Source organism: Caldalkalibacillus mannanilyticus JCM 10596 (assembly GCF_000615945.1).
Classification (GTDB): Bacteria; Bacillota; Bacilli; order Caldalkalibacillales; family JCM-10596; genus Bacillus_AT; species Bacillus_AT mannanilyticus.
Genome location: NZ_BAMO01000041.1, coordinates 1 through 19,558 on the forward strand (window position 1 = coordinate 1; position 19,558 = coordinate 19,558).

General features: G+C 39.3%; 13 protein-coding genes. All 13 read left to right on the plus strand.

Annotated features, from left to right (window positions below; genetic code table 11):
- Positions 1–3 precede the first annotated feature (3 nt).
- The 13 genes from JCM10596_RS28225 to JCM10596_RS19110 all read left to right on the plus strand — a co-directional run bounded on the left by JCM10596_RS28225 (position 4) and on the right by JCM10596_RS19110 (position 19,545).
- Positions 4–3,552 carry a non-ribosomal peptide synthetase gene (locus JCM10596_RS28225; protein ID WP_234410568.1) on the plus strand — a complete coding sequence of 1,183 codons (3,549 nt, stop codon included), beginning with the start codon at positions 4–6 and terminating at the stop codon, positions 3,550–3,552.
- Positions 3,553–3,582: 30 nt separating this feature from the next.
- On the plus strand, positions 3,583–8,049 hold the full coding sequence (locus JCM10596_RS19060; protein ID WP_025028497.1) for a non-ribosomal peptide synthetase: 4,467 nt from the start codon (positions 3,583–3,585) through the stop codon (positions 8,047–8,049).
- A gap of 123 nt (positions 8,050–8,172) precedes the next feature.
- Entirely contained in the window at positions 8,173–9,009 is an 837-nt protein-coding gene (gene sbnA / locus JCM10596_RS26495) for a 2,3-diaminopropionate biosynthesis protein SbnA (protein ID WP_234410567.1), read from the plus strand.
- 95 nt (positions 9,010–9,104) lie between these two features.
- Positions 9,105–10,073 carry an ornithine cyclodeaminase gene (locus JCM10596_RS19070; RefSeq protein WP_025028498.1) on the plus strand — a complete coding sequence of 323 codons (969 nt, stop codon included), beginning with the start codon at positions 9,105–9,107 and terminating at the stop codon, positions 10,071–10,073.
- 47 nt (positions 10,074–10,120) lie between these two features.
- Positions 10,121–10,894: a ParB N-terminal domain-containing protein gene (locus tag JCM10596_RS19075; protein WP_025028499.1), complete on the plus strand. Its 774-nt coding sequence runs from the start codon at positions 10,121–10,123 to the stop codon at positions 10,892–10,894.
- 53 nt (positions 10,895–10,947) lie between these two features.
- On the plus strand, positions 10,948–13,617 hold the full coding sequence (locus JCM10596_RS26500) for a serine hydrolase (RefSeq protein WP_267879716.1): 2,670 nt from the start codon (positions 10,948–10,950) through the stop codon (positions 13,615–13,617).
- Between the two features lie 31 nt (positions 13,618–13,648).
- Positions 13,649–14,038, plus strand: a complete 390-nt coding sequence (locus JCM10596_RS30910) for an ATP-binding cassette domain-containing protein (RefSeq protein WP_267879717.1) — start codon at positions 13,649–13,651, stop codon at positions 14,036–14,038.
- Between the two features lie 131 nt (positions 14,039–14,169).
- Positions 14,170–15,165 carry a polysaccharide deacetylase family protein gene (locus JCM10596_RS19085; RefSeq protein ID WP_025028500.1) on the plus strand — a complete coding sequence of 332 codons (996 nt, stop codon included), beginning with the start codon at positions 14,170–14,172 and terminating at the stop codon, positions 15,163–15,165.
- 58 nt (positions 15,166–15,223) lie between these two features.
- Complete coding sequence (locus JCM10596_RS19090; protein ID WP_025028501.1) at positions 15,224–16,483, plus strand: M16 family metallopeptidase; 1,260 nt, start codon at positions 15,224–15,226, stop codon at positions 16,481–16,483.
- 116 nt (positions 16,484–16,599) lie between these two features.
- Positions 16,600–16,854 carry a YlmC/YmxH family sporulation protein gene (locus tag JCM10596_RS19095; RefSeq protein WP_025028502.1) on the plus strand — a complete coding sequence of 85 codons (255 nt, stop codon included), beginning with the start codon at positions 16,600–16,602 and terminating at the stop codon, positions 16,852–16,854.
- Positions 16,855–16,969: 115 nt separating this feature from the next.
- Positions 16,970–17,869: a dipicolinic acid synthetase subunit A gene (dpaA, locus tag JCM10596_RS19100; protein WP_025028503.1), complete on the plus strand. Its 900-nt coding sequence runs from the start codon at positions 16,970–16,972 to the stop codon at positions 17,867–17,869.
- Entirely contained in the window at positions 17,866–18,465 is a 600-nt protein-coding gene (locus JCM10596_RS19105) for a dipicolinate synthase subunit B (protein WP_025028504.1), read from the plus strand. Before dpaA ends, JCM10596_RS19105 begins: the two co-directional genes overlap by 4 nt.
- Before the next feature lie 45 nt (positions 18,466–18,510).
- On the plus strand, positions 18,511–19,545 hold the full coding sequence (locus tag JCM10596_RS19110; RefSeq protein ID WP_025028505.1) for an aspartate-semialdehyde dehydrogenase: 1,035 nt from the start codon (positions 18,511–18,513) through the stop codon (positions 19,543–19,545).
- Positions 19,546–19,558: the final 13 nt, after the last annotated feature.

The window sequence follows — 19,558 nt, forward strand, 5'->3', positions numbered from 1 at the left end:
TGACTGTACAATGCCTATGTCACCAAACGAGAACCTGATTTACCTGCTCTAGAGGTAGATTATGTAGACTATGCAGAGTGGATGAATCGTTTACTAGAAGAAGGATATTTAGAAGAGCAGCGTCAATATTGGCTGAAGAGATTTGTCGATGTGCCATCAGGATTATACTTGCCTACCGATTATCCTAGACCTCCAGTTGTTACATTTAATGGAGGGACGGTACTAGCTCGATTTCATCCTGATCTGCAAAAGCAGGTCTATGATTTCTGTCAAAAGAACGATCTGACGCTTTATATGTTTTTATTAGCCGTTTTAAACCTATATATGTATCGGCTTAGCGGGCAAAACGATTTTGTACTTGGCTCACCGATCCTCAATCGTGACGATGTAAAATTGGAAAACATGCTAGGATTATTTGCTACCGCTATTCCTTTGCGTTGTACAGTTGAGAAGAATATGACATTTGAACAATTACTTGCACTTAGTAAGCAATCTGCCCTTGATGCCTACGATAATCATTTGTATCCTAGTAATTTTGTTGTAGAACAAATTAACACACAAACGGACTTATCCAGATCGAAATTGTTTTCTGTGATGTATGGATTGCAAAATAATAAGCAAAGCTTGGTTAACTCTCTTACCTTTGAGGGCTTATCTTGTACGTTTAAGATATTTGACTTTATTGAAAGCAGTTCGCGGTTTGACTTAACGTTTGCTTTCGATGAATTGGAAAATGGAATTGAAATTAATTTGAATTACAATTCTGATCTGTTCAAGCAATCAACGGCGGAAAGGATGGCGAGTCAGTTTATTTTATTAACTCAGCAGGTTGTAAGCGAACCAGAACACAAATTAAGCACTTATTCACTCGTAACGCCAGAAGAGCAACGGATAATGCTAGAAGACTGGAACCAAACGGATAGAAGCTATCATGAACATATCTGTATTCATGAATGGATTGAGCTTCAAACGGAAAAACAGCCGGATCAAACAGCGGTATGCTATGAAGAAAAAACGCTTAGCTATCGTCATCTAAATGAAAAAGCAAATAAACTTGCCCATTTTCTAAAGGTGCAGGGAGTTGAAGCGAAACAAAAAGTAGGGATTATGTTAGAAACATCAGTGGATATGCTGGTGTCTATTTTAGCAGTGATGAAAGCAGGAGCTGCTTATGTCCCTCTTAGTCCAGAAATCCCTAGTGCTCGTCGCAAAAAGATGCTTGAAAAAGCAGACATTCAGTTGATCATTACAAAAGGGAGTGTGGCAGCGGAAGAAGCGTTTCATAGTGGATCAATAATCAACTTGGATGAGGAAGGACCAACAATTGATCAGCAGCCTAGTCGTAATTTACAGACATCGATCACTTCCCGTGATGTTGCTTATGTCATGTTTACTTCAGGAACAACAGGAGTGCCTAAGGGGATCGAAATCGAGCATAGAGGCGTGATCAATTTATTGGAATGGAGTCAGGAAAAATATCCATTAACTGCTGATGATGCGACTTTGTTCATGACTCTATATACCTTTGATGCTTCCATATTAGAGATGATTTGGCCGTTAACTGTTGGAGCAAGAATTGTGATTCCTAAGAGCCATGAACTGAAAAATCCTGTCACGATTGGACAGTTAGCCTATAAGCATCAGGTAACGATTCTTCAATTTGTTCCTCTTTTACTTGAAGCCTTTGTTCAGGCACGAAAAAATAATGAATTTCCAGAGCTTCCGTCACTTCGTTATGTGATTTGTGGCGGAGCACAGCTGACGAAAGATTTGTTAGAAAAATTTCAACGTCAATTTACGTGTGGTTTATACAATCACTATGGTCCAACAGAGATAACCGTAGATGCGATTACCTTTGATTGTCAGAAGGAGTTTGAAGGAAATGTAGTTCCTATTGGCAGACCTATCGCGAATACGAAAGTGTACTTATTAGATGAAGATAGACAAATGGTTTCCATTGGGGTTCCAGGTGAAATATATATTGCCTCTCATGGGCAAGCTCGGGGGTATGTGAATGATGAAGAAGCGACAAAACAAAGCTTTGTTCCTAATCCGTTTTCAGACGACCCGCACTCTTATATATACAGAACTGGGGATGTAGCCAAGTACTCAGAAGATGGACATTTGATCTATATTGGCCGTGTGGATCACCAAGTTAAAGTTCGTGGAAATCGAGTGGAGTTAGAGGAAGTTGAAAATTGGCTTTCCTCTCATGAATCCATCAGCCGTTGTGCGGTAATTCATCAAAAAACTGAACAGATGGATAGCTTAATCGCTTATGTCCAATTACATGATGAGCTTACCTCTAACCGAGGGAGCCAGGAAAAGTTAAAATTACGGACTCTCTCACAGAGCCCTAGCTTAAAAAGGAGAATGGATGAGCTGCATCTAAGAGCCTGGCCTTCCTATTTTGCAGGTGAAGAGATTCAAGGGGAGTATTGGCCGAAACTATTTCAACAATTTCCTGAGTACCAATTTGGTGTAATTAACAACGAGGGGACTGTACTAGGAGTTGGTAACTCCCTCCCTATTTATTGGGATGGGACAGTAGAAGATTTACCTCATGGCTGGGATGATGGTTTGGTTCAAGGATTTTCACAGGAAGTAAATAAACAAGAACCAAATACGTTGCTTATTCTTGCCGGAGTTGTAGACGAGGAATTTCAAGGGCAGGGTCTTGCAGGAGTATTAGTTCAGGCGTTTAAGGAGTTGGCGCATGGACATGGGTTAGAGCGTGTGATTGTTCCCGTTCGACCAACAGGAAAAGCAAATTATCCAGATCTAGATTTTGTAACATATTGTGAACTTCGGCGTGAGGATCAACTCCCAGTAGATCATTGGTTACGATCTCACATACGAGTTGGAGGAAAAATTCTGCGAGTCGAAACAAAATCACAATATGTAAAAGGGAGTGTCACAGAGTGGCAATCATGGACGGGCATCCAATTTAAACAGAGTGGTTTCTACGAGGTTCCAGATGCGTTGCAACCTGTGCAGATCAATATAGAAGAAAATCTAGGAGAATACTGGGATCCTAGTGTCTGGATAGAACATCCCCTTACATCAGACACAGCATATGGCTGGAAGTATGCTGATGGAGGGATGCTGCAAAGCTTTCTCAAGCAGTATATGCCGGAATATATGGTACCACAGCAATATATCTTTATCACTGACATGCCTCTTACCACAAGTGGGAAGATTGATAAGAAAAGTGTAGTGGAATGGGGTGCAGAAGCTGCTACTGAACGAGAGTTTGTCTTACCACAGAGTAAAACAGAGGAGGAGATCTTAGTCATTTGGAAAGAAATTTTGCAAAATGACCAAATTAGTATGATTGATAACTTTTTTGATTTAGGGGGTCACTCTCTGAAAGCGACACAGGTTGTGACTCGAATGAGTAAGGTATTTGGTATTTCATTTGATCTTCGTGAATTGTTTCAAGCTGTGACGATTCGTTCCTTAGCTGAAGTAGTGGAGAAGAAGGTAACGAGTCAATCGAATCGTATCACAGGCTTTCAAAAGGTAGAGCGTCGTCCCAAGAGGAAAAAATAAGGCTTTTACGAAAACATGAGGAAGTGAAAAATGATGAATTTTGAACTCTATGAAACTTCATCTGCGCAGAAAAGACTTTATGTAATGAATGAATTTCAAGAACTCCATACCGCATATAATCTTCCTATTGTTCTTCTTGTAGAGGGAGAATTTGATCGATTTCGTTTTAAAACAGCCATAACGAAGTTAGTTCAAAGACATGAAACTTTGCGTACAGCTTTTGTGGAAGAGGACGGAGAAATTTTACAAAAAGTATATGATCAGCTTGATGTGCAGGTAGTAGAAAGAACCGCTTCTGAGGAGAATATTGAAAATAATATTGAATCCTTTATACGTCCCTTTGACCTGAACAAAGCTCCATTGTTTCGCGTAGAATTGGTTGAACTCTTACCAGCTAAACATCTTCTGTTGATGGATATACACCATATTATTGCTGACGGGATTTCCATTCGCCTTATTTTTGAAGAATTGATTGCTCTCTATCATGGGATGGAGCTTCCGGAGCTTGATGTGCAGTATGTGGATTTTACCATCTGGCAGAACGATTTTTTTGGCACCGAGGAAATGAAGAGCCAAGAAGCATATTGGCTCTCTACTTTTTCTGGGGAAATTCCTGTATTGGACCTGCCATTGGATCATCCTCGACCCCTTGTTCAAACCTTTTCTGGGGACAAGCATTCATTTGCGATTGATACGGAATTATCAAAGGCAATCCAACAGTTTACGAAACAAGAAGGCGTTACGCTTTATATGTTTCTCCTTGCTGTATACAGTGTGCTATTGAGCAAATATAGCGGTCAAGAGAATGTTGTAGTAGGGTCACCTATTGCAGGGCGAAAACACATAGAATTTGAAAAGATTATAGGCATGTTTGTTAATACGCTTGCCATGCGAAATGAACCGAAAGGGGAGCAGACGTTTCGTTCCTTTTTACAAGAAGTAAAAGAAAATACACTGGCGGCGTTTGCTAATCAAGACTTTCCATTAGAAGAATTAATTCGAAGCTTAAATATTCCGTATAGTGCTAGCAGGCATCCATTGTTTGATACAATGCTTGTACTACAAAATACTAATAATGATCCCATTGAGATCGAGGGCGTCACATTTACTCCCTATGCTTTACAGTCTAAAACGACCAAATTCGATTTGTTTGTAGAAGTAAACGAGTATGAGCATGAGTTACATGTCAATATAGAATACAACACGAGCCTGTTTCACCGGGAGACAATTGAACGCTTGGCAGGACATTGGAGGCATTTGATCTGTCAGATGATCATGTGTCCAGAGCAGACGTTATCAGAGTTTGAGCTAGCCACGCAGGAGGAAAAAAAACAGTTGATCAAGCTGGGAAGCCAGTATCAACAAGCTTATCCCTTGGAGAAAACCATCACTCAGCTATTTGAGGAGCAGGTGAGCCAATCTCCAAGCGCCATCGCCCTTGTACTCGGTGATGAGCATCTCACCTATAGTGAGCTAAATATTCGTGCTAATCGACTCGCTCGACTCCTACGAGAAAAGGGGATAGGACCCGACCAGTTTATAGGTGTCATGCTGAATCGATCGTTTGAAATGCTTATTTCCATCTTTGCTATTTTGAAAGCCGGAGCAGCCTATGTGCCGCTTGATCCGGCTTTTACTCCTGAGCGAATCTCGTATATCTTACATGACAGTAAGGCTCAGTTAATCATAGCTTCAAAGGATTGGATAGGTGATTTGGACTTTTCCGGGGAGATTCTATATATAGAAGATGAATGTTTGAGTCAAGGGGATGGCTCCAATCTAGAGGAGATTCATACTCCAAAAAACCTAGCCTATGCCATTTACACATCCGGTTCAACTGGACAACCGAAAGGGGTCATGATCGAACATCAAAATGTAGTTCATTTGCTGCATGTTTTGCAACATCAGTATTCTGTCAGTGAGAATGATGCCTATTTGCTAAAAACCACATTTACTTTTGATGTGTCTGTTGTAGAACTTTTTGGTTGGTTTTTGGGAAGAGGTCGTCTTGTGATTTTGGAACCAGAGCTACATAAAGATCCACGTAGCATCTTACACGTCATTCATAAACATTATGTCACTCATATTAATATGGTTCCTGCCATGCTGACTGTTTTTCTTAAATCGTTAACGGAGGACGACAGAGCTATTCTTAATAAGCTGAAGTATGTATTTGTTGCAGGGGAAGCGATCACACAAGCACTAGTGGACCAGTTTTATCAACGAACGGATACAGTGCGTCTAGAGAATCTTTATGGTCCCACTGAAACAACGGTCTATGCTACTAGCTATTCTTTGTTAAAATCTGAAGAACATCTTCAGATACCTATCGGTCGACCGCTTGCCAATGTACAAGCATATGTTGTCAATCCCAATTTGCAGTTACAGCCCATTGGAGTAATGGGAGAATTGTGTATTGCCGGAGCTGGCTTGGCACGTGGTTACTTGAATCGAACCGACCTGACTGAGGAAAAATTTGTTGAAGCGTCTTTTTTACCAGGAACGAAGATGTATCGTACAGGTGATGTGGTGAAATGGCTTCCAGATGGCAATCTGGAGTTTCTTGGACGAGCAGATAATCAAGTGAAAATACGAGGTATGCGCATCGAACTGGGAGAGATAGAAGCTTATTTGATGAAGCATGAGGAAGTGAAAGCAGCACTTGTCATGGATGTTATTCATCAAGAAGAAAAATATCTCTGTGCTTACTATATGACGGAACGATCGCTTCCAGTAGAAGAATTACGTCGTTTTTTAGGGAGCAAACTACCCAGTTATATGGTACCTGATTTCTTTGTCCATATGTTACAGCTTCCTATGACAAGCAGTGGAAAAGTAGATCGGAAAGCTCTGCCTAAACCAGAGATGAATCAACTGGCAGCCACAAATTATGTTGCTCCAGTCACTACAACGGAACAACAACTAACACAAATCTTTGAAGAAATATTAGGACTCAACAAGGTAGGTGTTATGAGTAATTTCTTCGAACTGGGAGGACATTCCCTTCTTGCTGCTGCTCTGGCAGCTAAAATACATCAGAAACTCGATATTGAAGTGTCAGTCATTGAGATCCATAAGCACCCTACTGTGCGTGAGCTGTCTAAGAAGCTTATGACGCTTCAACCAAGTCCGTTTTTTTCAATTCCTAAAGCACAAGAATCATCCTATTATCTATTAAGTGCAGCTCAGAAGAGGATCTATATTGTCAATCAATTGGAGCCGAACAGTACCGCATTTAACATATGGGAAACGATGATTGTCAAGGGAGAAATGGATTATAGCTGGTTTGAAAAAATATTTCAAAGCATTGTGATGCGTCATGAATCACTGAGAACCTCTTTTCAAATGGTAGAAGGAGAGCCAGTACAAATCATTCATGACGAAATCCCAGTCTGTATCGAAGTGCTTGATAAAGGTGATGAAGAACTAGATTCTCTTATTCAACGTTTTATTCGACCCTTTGACCTAAGTCAGGCTCCTTTGATACGCGCAGGATTAATCAAATTAGAGCAGGATGTTCATCTATTCATCGTAGATATGCACCATTCCATTTCGGATGGTACATCTCTAGGAATACTGGTCCAAGAATTTAACCGTTTATGTAGGGGGGAGAAATTAGAGCCGCTCCAAATCCAGTATAAAGACTTCGCTGTTTGGCAGAATAGTGAGTTACAGTCTAAGGTCATGAAAAATCAAGAAGCCTATTGGATGGAGCAATTTAGTGATTATATTCCAGCACAGGTTCTTCCAACCGATTATCCACGTCTTGAAAATCTTGATTATTCGGGACATTCTCTTACATTTGAATTACAGAGTGAACAGCTGGATCAGCTTTATCGCTTTGCACGCGAGCATGAAACAACGTTATTTAATACATTACTAGCAGCCTATAATATTCTCTTGTATAAATACACAGCCAAAGAAGATATTGTCGTAGGAGTGCCGGTAGCAGGACGTCACCATATTGATCTTGAAAACGTCGTTGGGATGTTTGTGAACACGTTAGCGATTCGCAATTATCCAATGGGGCATAAAACGGTTCGAGAGTTTATTAAGGAAGTAAGAGAAACAGTCCTAGAAGCCTTTGAGAATCAGGATTATCAACTAGAAGAACTAATTGCTAGTTTGGCGATGAAAAGAGATGTAAGTCGTCATCCTTTGTTCGACACGATGTTTGTTTTGCAAAATATGGTGATTCCTGATGTGACTACAGATCATCTTCAATTCGAGCCCTATGATCGGGCCATGGATACTTCGCAAGGGGATCTATCCCTGATTACCTATGAAACTCAAACAGGTTTAACCCTTGTTGCAGAATACAGAACGAGTCTTTTCAAGAAAGAAACGGTTGAGTTATTAGGACAAGATTTTCTTTCTTTGCTTCTTGCTATCATTGATCAACCAGATGAATCGATTATCAATCTTTCCTTCCGTGAGGAGAAGACAGAAAGATCGGCAGAATTGATATCGGCTCTCGAGGAAGATTTTTCGTTTTAAGAAGGATAGGTCCCTGTCATATCTGACAAGGGACCGAAGAAAATCATTCATAGTAGAAAGAAGGAGATTTACATTTTACTAGAAAAATTACAAAAACTAAGTTGTTTTATTGGGAATACTCCTTTGGTTCAGTTAGAACATCCAACGATCAACATGTATGCGAAGCTAGAATTTCAAAACTTGATGAATAGTGTGAAGTCAAGAGCTGCTTACAATATGTTGTACTCTGCCATTGAAAAAGGAGATATCGATCAAGATACAACATTAATTGAGTCTTCTTCAGGTAACTTGGCTATTGCTTTAGCTACCATTTGTAAATTTTTAGGAATTAAGTTTATTCCAGTCATTGATCCTAATACTAATATAATGTATGAAAATTTATTATCTTCTATTTCCTATCAAGTAATTAAGGTAACGGAGCGTGACCATACAGATGGTTATTTGCTCACCCGCTTGAACAAGATTCAAGAGCTACTGACAGAGATTCCGAATGTCTATTGGTTAAATCAATATCAGAATCCAGATAATTATTATGCACATTATTATGGAATCGGAGAAGAATTAACAGAACATTTCGAAGAGTTGGATTATGCGTTTATTGGTGTCGGTACAGGGGGAACCATCTCAGGAGTTTCTAATCGCTTGAAGGAGAAGTTTCCTAAAATAAAAATCATTGCTGTCGATAGTGAAGGCTCTGCTATTTTTAGCGATAAGAAAAAAAAGAGATATATTCCTGGAATCGGAGCTAGCAAAGTACCAGAATTGGTCAAACGAGCGGTTATTGATGAGGTTGTTATTATTCCAGAGCTAGATACAGTGGCTGGGTGTCATCAGCTGTATGAGCTTCACGGAATTTTTGCAGGTGGTTCTTCTGGTACGTCCTATTACGCCGTAAATCAATATTTTAAAGAGAAGAAATTAGAAAAAAGACCTAATGTCGTTTTTTTTATGCCCGGATAATGGCTTTGCTTATGTTCAAACCGTTTATAATGCGGAATGGATAGAGTGGCTTTCTAATCAAAACGTTTATATCAAATGATACTGGAGGAAACAGCATGCTGTATTTGAATACGAAACATATCGAAGAAATGGGCGTGAACTGGAGCGAAACGATTCATGTTATTAGAGATGCGGTGCAAAACTACCAATTGGGTCATTATTCTCAGCCTATAAAACCTTATTTGAGATTTAAGGATCTTACGAATCGTATTATTGCAATGCCTGCCTACATAGGAGGTGATTTTGAATCTGTTGGGTTGAAGTGGATTGCCAGCTTTCCAAAGAACATCGAACAGGGGATACAACGAGCCCATTCGGTTAATCTGATAAACGATCCTGATACAGGAAAGCTCTTAGCCACTTTACATACTGCTATCGTTAGTGGAATTCGTACGGCTTCTGTATCGGGGCTTATCATTCAAGAGTGTGAAAAAATACGCCATTTACATGAGATCAAGCTTGGAATTATCGGCTTCGGTCCTATCGGCCAACTCCATTTACAAATGGCTCATTCTCTACTAGGAGATCAAATTTCGACTGTTTATCTATATGATATCAACGGAGTAAAGCAAGAGAAGATTCCGGAAGAAATGAGATCCAAAACCAAGATTGTGGACTCTTACGAACAAGCCTATGAGGATGCCGATATTTTTATCACTTGCACTGTTTCAAAGGAAAGATATGTTGATAAAAAGCCAAAAGATGGGGCTTTATTGCTGAATATTTCTTTGCGTGATTTTACACCTGCTATTCTAGACTACAATCCTCTTGTGATTGTAGATAATTGGGAGGAAGTCTGTCGAGAGAATACAGATATTGAAGTGATGCATCGGGAGAATAACCTGCAACAGGAGGATTCTCTATCCATTGTAGATGTTGTTTGTAATAGGATCCTTCAAGAGCAACCATTGGAACGAACGATATTTTTCAACCCGATGGGAATGGCCATTTTTGATGTTGCTATATCGTCCTACTATTATAGATTGGCGCAAAAAAATGGTATTGGAGTTCAGTTAGAGGATTAGATTTTTCTTGTCATCTTTTATCCATCTATAGAGGGAGGAAATAGAGCATGAATGATGTGATTTCATCACTAGCTTTAGTTGATTCTAAACAGATCTTTTTTCATGAGTCGCATGAGAAAGTTCGATTAGATCGTTTAATTGGGTCCATAACAAACGACGGATTCCTTAGTCATCCGCCTATTGCCATAAAATTAAAAGATGAGAAATACCTCTTGTTAGATGGAGCTCACAGACTGATGGCTCTCACATCCATGGGATATCAGCGGATGGTCATTCAAGTGGTAGAGGAGAAGGATGTTGCTCTAAGGGCTTGGAAGCATTTACTGCCTATAAGGGAGTGGTGGACATCACTATTAGATCATCCAGATTTGATCTGGGAAGAGAAGCCCCTCCATGATCAATGGGTGGCTCGCATCTTGCTAGAAAATAAACAACAATATTATTTGTATTCAGCAAGGTCTACTGAAAACATACTTGATCGATTGGAGGTATGGCATTTTATTGTAGGGCTTTATCGCCACCAATTCAATGGCTATAGAATTCCCTGTGATGCTATGAATCAGCCTCAAGAAGGGGAAGTATTAATCAGCTATCCACAGCTGAGCTTAGACGATCTGAAACAGGTCGTTGACGGGGATCAGCTCATTCCAGCAGGTGTATCTCGTTGTATCGTAGAAGGAAGATTACTAAATTTGCGTATCCCTCTAGATATTCTTAGACATGACACATTTTCAACACATGATTGGGAGCTCCTTCGCCAGAAATGGTCTAATAGCTTACGCTTCTATACAGAGCCAGTCTATATTTGTGAAGGATCGTAGGTTAAGAAATGGTAGGTTAAGAAGATGAAGAGAGATCTTAAAGGAGCGTACTTATGAATTTATTCAGGATGAAGCGACTACTAATAATCTCTATCTTGCTGCTAACTATGACAAGTTTTATCCCTATAATGGCGAAGGCAACAGATGACAGATTTCTTCCAAACACCTCAGTGACAGACATTGAGGTGTTTGTAGATGAACAGATGGCAGCTGGAAAAATACCTGGTCTAGGCATTGTCATCATCCAAGGAGATAAAACGTTATATCAACAGGGATTTGGATATGCGGATGTTTCTGGGAGTAGGAAAGTTGAGTCGGATACCTTATTTGAATTAGGATCAACCAGTAAGGCTTTTACGGCACATGCTCTCTTTCAATTAGCAGAAGAAGGGCTGGTTCAATTAGATGATCCAATAACAAGGTATATTCCTTGGTTAACGATGACCTATCAAGGTGAACTTGCCGATGTAACAGTGAAACAATTTCTCCATCATACAAGTGGTGTTCCGTTTCGAACGATTGGGCAGATTCATAGTTCAACAGCTGATAATGCGTTAGAGGAAACAGTACGCACCTTAGTTGATATTGAGTTGTCTCATGCCCCAGGTGAAAAATTTGAATATGCAACGATTAACTATGATGTAATAGGTTATCTGATTGAACAGGTATCTGGGATCTCATTTGAAGCCTATATGGAAAGAAACGTCTTTCAGAAGCTTGCTCTAGAGAACACGTATTTTCCTCTTCATGCCCCTATGGATAAGATGGCAAAAGGATATAAAATTGGTTTTGGAAGGGCACAGGAATATCAAGCCCCCGTTTATCGAGGAAATAATCCAGCCGGCTATGTGATCTCTAGTTTGTCTGATATTGAACAGTGGATGAAAATGCAACTGGATAGCGTGCCAGTAGATGAAACGACTAGACAGCTTATCGCGACATCGCACCAACCTGATCGAACAGTGGCACCTGACTATGATGGATCTTCCTATGCGGGTGGATGGTCGGTTTATCAGAGTGGGGGTGGGGCAGTGGCTCACTCAGGAAATAACCCTAACTTCTCCTCTTTCTTTGTATTTCGACCGGAAGAAGAGCTCGCCGTTGCTGTGTTAGCTAATATGAATTCAGATTATACTACGATCATTGGTCAAGGCATTATGAATATGCTGCAAGGAGAAGAGGCTCCACAACTAAACACAGATCTGTACATTAAGATTGATCAAATTTCGACTGCCCTTGTTCTTATCTTATTGTCTACTGCGTTACTTACCCTTTTCTTTCTCATTCGCATCCTAGTTCAAGTTTTTCAGAAAAAGAGAGTATTTGCGCGCCTTGGAGTAGGTAGGTTTATTCTCCTAGGAACCCTGTTTTGTGTCACGATTGGGGTTTTATCTTTTGCTTTATATGTTCTTCCAGAGGTCTTTTTCAGAGGACTTCCCTGGCATTTTGTTTACACGTGGGGACCGATTAGTCTGGTGATGGCAGTGGCACTTGTGGGGATTGTGGGAACCCTGTTTTCTCTCTATGCTTTACTGACAAAATTATTTCCTTCAAAAAAAGATCGTCCCATTTTCTACTTAGGTATATTTGGGGTAGTAAGTGGGTTAGGAAATGGATTAATCATTTTGATGGTTAATTTTGCCCTTCATGCAAGCTCTGGATTTAATATCGCTTTGTTTTTTTATTTTTTAATCGGGATTTCTTTATATATGATCGCGGAAAAAATGGTGCGGACGAAGTTAATAGAGATTACCAATGATATCGTATATGAGAAACGCATGCTGTTGATACATAACATCCTTGGGGCATCGTATCAAACGTTTGAAAATATTCCCGATGGCAAAATTTACGCTAGTTTAAATAACGATACGGAAACCATCGGGAGATTTTCGACCGTATTTATTACCGGTCTGACGAGTTCTATCACCTTGTTTTTTTGTTTCATATACTTGGGATTTATCAATCTTTATGGTCTGCTTGTTTCCATTGGGGTAATAGCCCTTGCTTTTTTCATCTATTTTCTTGTTGGACGTTCTGCGAATCTCGTGTGGGAACAAACACGAGATATTCAGAATGTCTTTTTTACATTTATTCATGATCTTGTTGGAGGGTTTAAGGAGCTCTATCTAAATAAGAAGAAACAATCAGGTTTTGAACAGGCGATGGAAGAGAGCTGTGACACATACAGGAAAAAAAGAGCATTGGGCGAGAAAAAATTTGTAAATGTGTTCGTTATAGGTGAATTACTATTTGTATTTGTCATTGGAACTGTTGCTTTTTTCTTTCCTGTCTTTTTTCCTGAGATTACTAAGGAAGCCTTACTTACATATGTGTTTGTTTTTTTATATATGACGGGACCTGTCCATGGCATTTTGAATTCTTTTCCCGAAATTCTGAGAATCAGGATCAGTTGGAAGCGGGTGAATGCCTTGCTTGCCGAGCTTTCTGTTTTGTCACCAGCAAGTCATGAAGTGAGAGAGGAGCCTAGAGAAGCTGTTTCAATGAAGCTTGAAGAAGTGACTTTTCAATATAGGAATGAAAAGGGAAAAACGTTTACGGTGGGGCCTCTTAATGATGAGTTTCATGCAGGTGAAATCATCTTTATTATTGGTGGCAATGGGAGCGGCAAATCAACCTTGGCTAAATTGATTACGGGACTGTATACACCAGATTCAGGGGTCATAAAAATGAATCATCAACATCGAATCAGCCTTCTTAGGTGAGTACTTCTCAGCGATATTTAGCGATTTTTACTTGTTTGATCGTCTTTATGGAGAAGAAATTCAACAGAAAAAAGAAGATATCCAACATTATCTGAGACTTTTAGAGATAGATGATAAGATAAAAATTAATGAACATGGAGTCATTAGTACATTAGATCTTTCAACAGGACAGAAAAAACGAGTCGCCTTGATGATTAGCTATCTAGAGGATCGCCCTTTCTATTTATTTGATGAATGGGCAGCAGATCAAGATCCTGAATTTAGAAAAGTGTTTTACGAAAGGCTACTGCCAGAATTAAAAAAACAAGGGAAATGTGTCATCGCCATTACTCATGATGATCAGTATTTCCATATGGCGGATCGAATGATTAAGATGGAGTATGGAAAAATTGTAGATTTGAAGATGAGAGTATCAAGTTGAATTGGATATGGTTTAGAAAAAACTTAGAAAGAATCTCAGTATTATGACTCTTTTTAAGTTTTTTTTTGCATGATTTCCGCCCTTCTTCATACATATGAATATACGAGGTTGTCCAGATGGAGGGAGTTATTATGCGGAATCAGCAAACAAAACCTTATCATGATAAAGTAGCTCTAGTGTTTATTTATGTTTTTTCTTTTTTGTTTATCTTTAATTTAGTACATAACGAACCTATACATACGTATATAAAAACAATAAAATCAAACTCTATTCATGTTAATCTCCCAGAAGACAAATTGGCTCACCAAATTAAAACTTTGGCTGAAAAAGTAGATCAACCAGCAGTAGATGCAAAAATTGATTCAATTTGGAAAGCGATTCAAGGCTATGATGGAATAAAGGTGAATCAAGAAAAAACATATCAGTTATCGAAGGTGCTAGGGCAAGTAAGTATGGAAACCTTAATCATTGAAAAAGTTTCGCCCAGCATCACCTTAGAGGATCTGCCAGCACATCCTATCTATCGGGGGAACCCTCAAAAGCCCATGATTTCTTTTATGGTGAATGTTGCATGGGGAACTGAATATGTGACGCAGATGTTAGATTTGTTTGATGACTACCAAATCAAAGTGACCTTTTTCTTAGATGGGATGTGGTTAAAGGATCATGAGGATATAGCAAGAGAAATGATTAAAAGAGGACATGAAATTGGAAACCATGCTTATTCACATCCAGATCTATCTAAAAAGAGCAATCAAGCTATTCATTCGGAAATTGTGAAAACCGAGAAACTAATCAAGAAATTAGGAGTGCATAGTCAATTATTTGCTCCTCCTTCCGGTTCTTATGATCAAAGAGTGGTAGAGATTGCCGATAAACTAAATATGAAGGTCGTATTATGGACGCTTGACACTGTTGATTGGAAAAAACCATCTGCGGAGCAAATCGTGGGTCGAATTGTCCCCAACCTAACGAATGGTGCTCTGATTTTAATGCACCCTACTTCATCTACAGTTAAAGCGCTACCTAGTATTATTGAGAGTGCTTTGCAAAAAGAATTTCACTTCGGAACGGCATCTGAGCTCCTGAGTACAGATCGCGTTCTTTCAGTTGTAGGGGTTGACTAACTTTGATATAGTATAGAGTGTCAACAGTGTTTTTCGGCAATTTGAAGGAGGATGTATCTTGATAAACACACACACATATCCGAATGGATTACGATTAGTTATGGAGAAGATTCCATCCGTTCGATCTATTTCTCTTGGAATTTGGATTGGGACCGGCTCCAAATTCGAAACACATGAAACAAATGGGATTTCTCATTTTATTGAGCATATGCTTTTTAAGGGTACAGCAACGAGAACAGCAAGGGAGATCGCTGAGTCATTTGATAGCATTGGTGGTCATCTTAATGCGTTTACATCGAAGGAATATACCTGTTATTATGCCAAAGTATTAGATCAGCATTTGAACATTGCCTTTGATGTGCTTTCCGATATGTTTTTTAACTCCACATTTGATCCGAAAGAGCTAGAAAAGGAGAAGAATGTCGTTTTAGAAGAACTAAAAATGTATGACGATACCCCAGATGATGTGGTTCACGATTTAATCTCAAAAGCCACCTATATGAATGCTTCTCACGGATTTACTATTCTGGGGAAAGAAGAGGTACTGAACCGTCTTACTCCCCAAGATTTAAGATCGTATATCTCTAAACAATATAATCCTAAGAATACGGTCATCGCTGTAGCTGGAAACATTGATGAAGAAGAAATGATTCAGTTAACGAACAAATACTTCCATCAATATCGTTCCGAGGATACAATGGCGAAAGTAGAACAGCCCGAGGTTACCTATGAGCATCTGATGAAGCAAAAAGATACAGAACAAGCTCACTTTTGTTTGGGATTAAAAGGATTGCCCATAGGAGATCCACAAATCTACCCCTTAATCCTCCTAAACAATATATTAGGTGGAAGCATGAGCTCACGTCTTTTTCAAGACATTAGAGAAGAGAGAGGACTTGCTTACTCGGTATTTTCCTACCATTCTGCATTTAAGGAAACGGGCTCCTTGCACCTCTATGCGGGTACAGCTCCTCATCAACTTGAAGAAGTATATGAGCTAGCTATTCAAGCTCTTCAATCATTAGCGAAAGAAGGAATCACCACAAAAGAGCTAATAAATGGTAAAGAACAATTAAAAGGAAACTTAATGTTAAGCTTAGAGAGCACGAACAGCCGAATGAGTAGGATCGGAAAGAATGAGCTTCTTTTAAAAAGACATCTTAGTCTGGATGAAGTTATTCAACGTATTGATTCGATCAAACTGGAAGATGTTCACTCTTTAGCGGCTCAATTATTTGGACAAAAGCATAGCTTTGCCTTGGTTAGTCCATTGGAACAAATCCCTAAAAATATACATACAGATCGCTTAATACAGTAAGTTCTTAAGCTAAGACCACTAGATCCATTTTGTTTGGGTTCTAGTGGTCTATTTTTTTTATTCTATTAATAAAACAAGAAGAAGGGGAAGTAATAGCCGAAGAGGAGGAAGATTTCATGAGATTAAGTCAATTAAGTGGAAAAGAAATTATTGATTTAGAGCATGGTGAACGAATGGGAATGGTAGGACAATCAGATTTAGTGATTAATGAGCATACAGGGAGTATTGAATCAATGATCTTGCCTTCAACCTCTTTTTTAGGGGTCAAAAAGAAAAGAGAGGCTCTCATTATTCCTTGGCATGCTATCCGAAAAATAGGTCCAGAAATGATGATCATTGAGCTAAGACAAAGAGAGAGAGTTCGAGAATAAAAAAACATTCGTTTTTTGCACTTTATCTAGTCATTTGTCATACGATGAGGGTAGATATAGAACATTTTCAGCAGATTACATTGCTCATGCCAGAAAGAAAGGAGCAACGAATACGATGTTAACAGGAGTTCATATTGCCTTCATCGGGGGTGATGCCCGACAAATAGAAGTGATAAAAAAATGCAGTGAATTAGATGCCACTATTTCACTTATAGGCTTTAATCAATTACAAAGTGAATTCACTGGTGCTTCGAAAGAACAGTTGACACCAGAAATTTTAAAGGATGTGAATGCCTTAATCCTTCCAATTGTAGGAACGAGTGAGGAAGGATTGGTGGAGGGCATCTTTTCTGATCAGAAGATAGAATTAAAACTAGAGCATGTTGAACAATTACCGAAAGACGCCATCATTTATACAGGGATGGCTAATTCCTATCTTCGAAAGCTAGCAGAAGAAAGCAACATTTCATTGGTCCAACTCCTAGATCGGGATGATGTAGCCATTTATAATTCCATCCCTACAATAGAAGGGGCTATCATGATGGCTATTCAGAATACGGATATCACTATCCATGGCTCGAATGTCATTGTTCTAGGGCTTGGAAGAGTAGGTATGACATTAGCAAGGACGATGCATTGTCTAGGTGCACATGTTAGAGTAGGGGCGAGAAAACCAGAGCATTTAGCACGGATCTATGAAATGGGCTTGGTTCCTTTTCACCTTAATGAATTAAAGGCTCATGTCGATGATTGTGACATTCTATACAATACAATTCCAAAACAAATAGTAACAGCTCAAGTGATGGCTAACATGCCTTCGAATGCTTTAATTATAGATCTTGCCTCAAAGCCAGGAGGGACAGATTTTCGCTTTGCTGAAAAAAGAGGAATTAAAGCATTGCTTGCACCGGGATTACCCGGGATTGTTGCTCCTAAATCAGCAGGGAGGATTCTTGCTAACGTGGTTACTCAATTGATAATGGATCAAAAAAGCAACCAGGAGGAAACATCATGAAGCTACAGGGAAAAACGATTGGGTTCGGATTAACGGGATCACATTGTACATTTGAAGAAGTGATGCCAGAGATGCAAAAGTTAAAGGATGCTGGAGCAAGGGTCATTCCGATTGTCACTCACACACTGCTTACCACAGACACAAAATTTGGGAAAGCTGATGATTGGGTAGCAAAAATCAAAGAAATTACAGGAGAAGAGATTATCGATTCGCTCGTCAAGGCAGAACCATTAGGTCCTTCTAAACTATTAGATGTTATGTTGATCGCACCCATGACAGGGAATTCGACCTCCAAGCTGGCAAATGCACTTACAGACAGTCCGGTTCTTATGGCAGCCAAAGCACAGATGCGCAATCTAAAGCCGGTTGTTTTGGCTATTTCCACCAATGATGGACTTGGATTAAATGCAGCCAATGTAGCGAAGCTGATGTCAGCAAAAAATATTTATTTTGTCCCATTTGGTCAAGATGCTCCAGATAAAAAGCCAAATTCGCTTGTGGCAAGAATGGAGTTAATTAAAGAAACCTGCGAAAATGCCTTAGAAGGTCGACAACTTCAGCCAATGATAGTAGAAAAATATAGATATATGCAGTAAAATGAAATAATAATTTATCTACTTGATTTGGGAAGGGGTCTTAACATGAGTCAAAAAACATTTCATGTTGCTGTTGTTGGAGCAACGGGAGCTGTAGGTCAACAAATGCTGAACACATTATCAGAGCGTAATTTTCCAATAGGAGAGTTATCTCTTTTAGCATCTGCGCGTTCTGCTGGTCAAACGATTGAATTTAAAGGGGAAAACATCACCATCAAGGAAGCGACTCCAGAAGCTTTCGAAGGCGTTGAGATTGCTTTATTTAGTGCAGGAGGAAGTATCAGTAAGAAGCTAGCTCCAGAAGCAGTGAAAAGAGGTGCGGTCGTAATAGACAATACCAACGCATTTAGAATGGAAGAGGGAGTGCCACTTGTCGTACCAGAAGTGAATCCTGAAGATATCGCCTTGCATAAAGGGGTTATTTCCAATCCTAACTGCTCAACCATTCAAATGGTTGTAGCATTAAAACCGCTAAAAGATCGTTATGGCTTAAAAAAGATTATTGTTTCGACGTACCAAGCTGTTTCTGGTGCTGGGAATGTAGCCATGGATGAGCTTGTCAGACAAACAAAAGCAGTCATTAATAAGGAAGAGTTCACTCCAGAAATATTACCGGTTGGTTCTCTTGAGAAGAAACATCAAATCGCTTTTAATGCCATTCCACAAATCGATGTGTTTCAAGAAAATGGATTTACCTTGGAAGAAATGAAAATGATCAATGAAACGAAGAAAATAATGCATGATCAAAGCTTGGAGATTGCCACAACATGCGTAAGAATCCCTGTCTTAACAGGACATTCGGAATCAATATATATTGAATTAGAGCAAGAAGTAAATCTAGATGAAGTAAGAAAGCTATTATCAGAAGCACCTGGAGTGATCTTAGAGGATAACCCAGCAGAACAGCATTATCCACTTGCGACTCGAGCATCAGGTAGACCTGAGGTTTTTGTAGGGCGTCTACGTAAGGATCTTAACAATCCTAAAGGTCTTCATATGTGGGTTGTATCTGACAATCTATTAAAAGGTGCTGCATGGAACAGTGTTCAGATTGCAGAGAAATTCATTGAGGGATTGTAATCTGATTATTTAT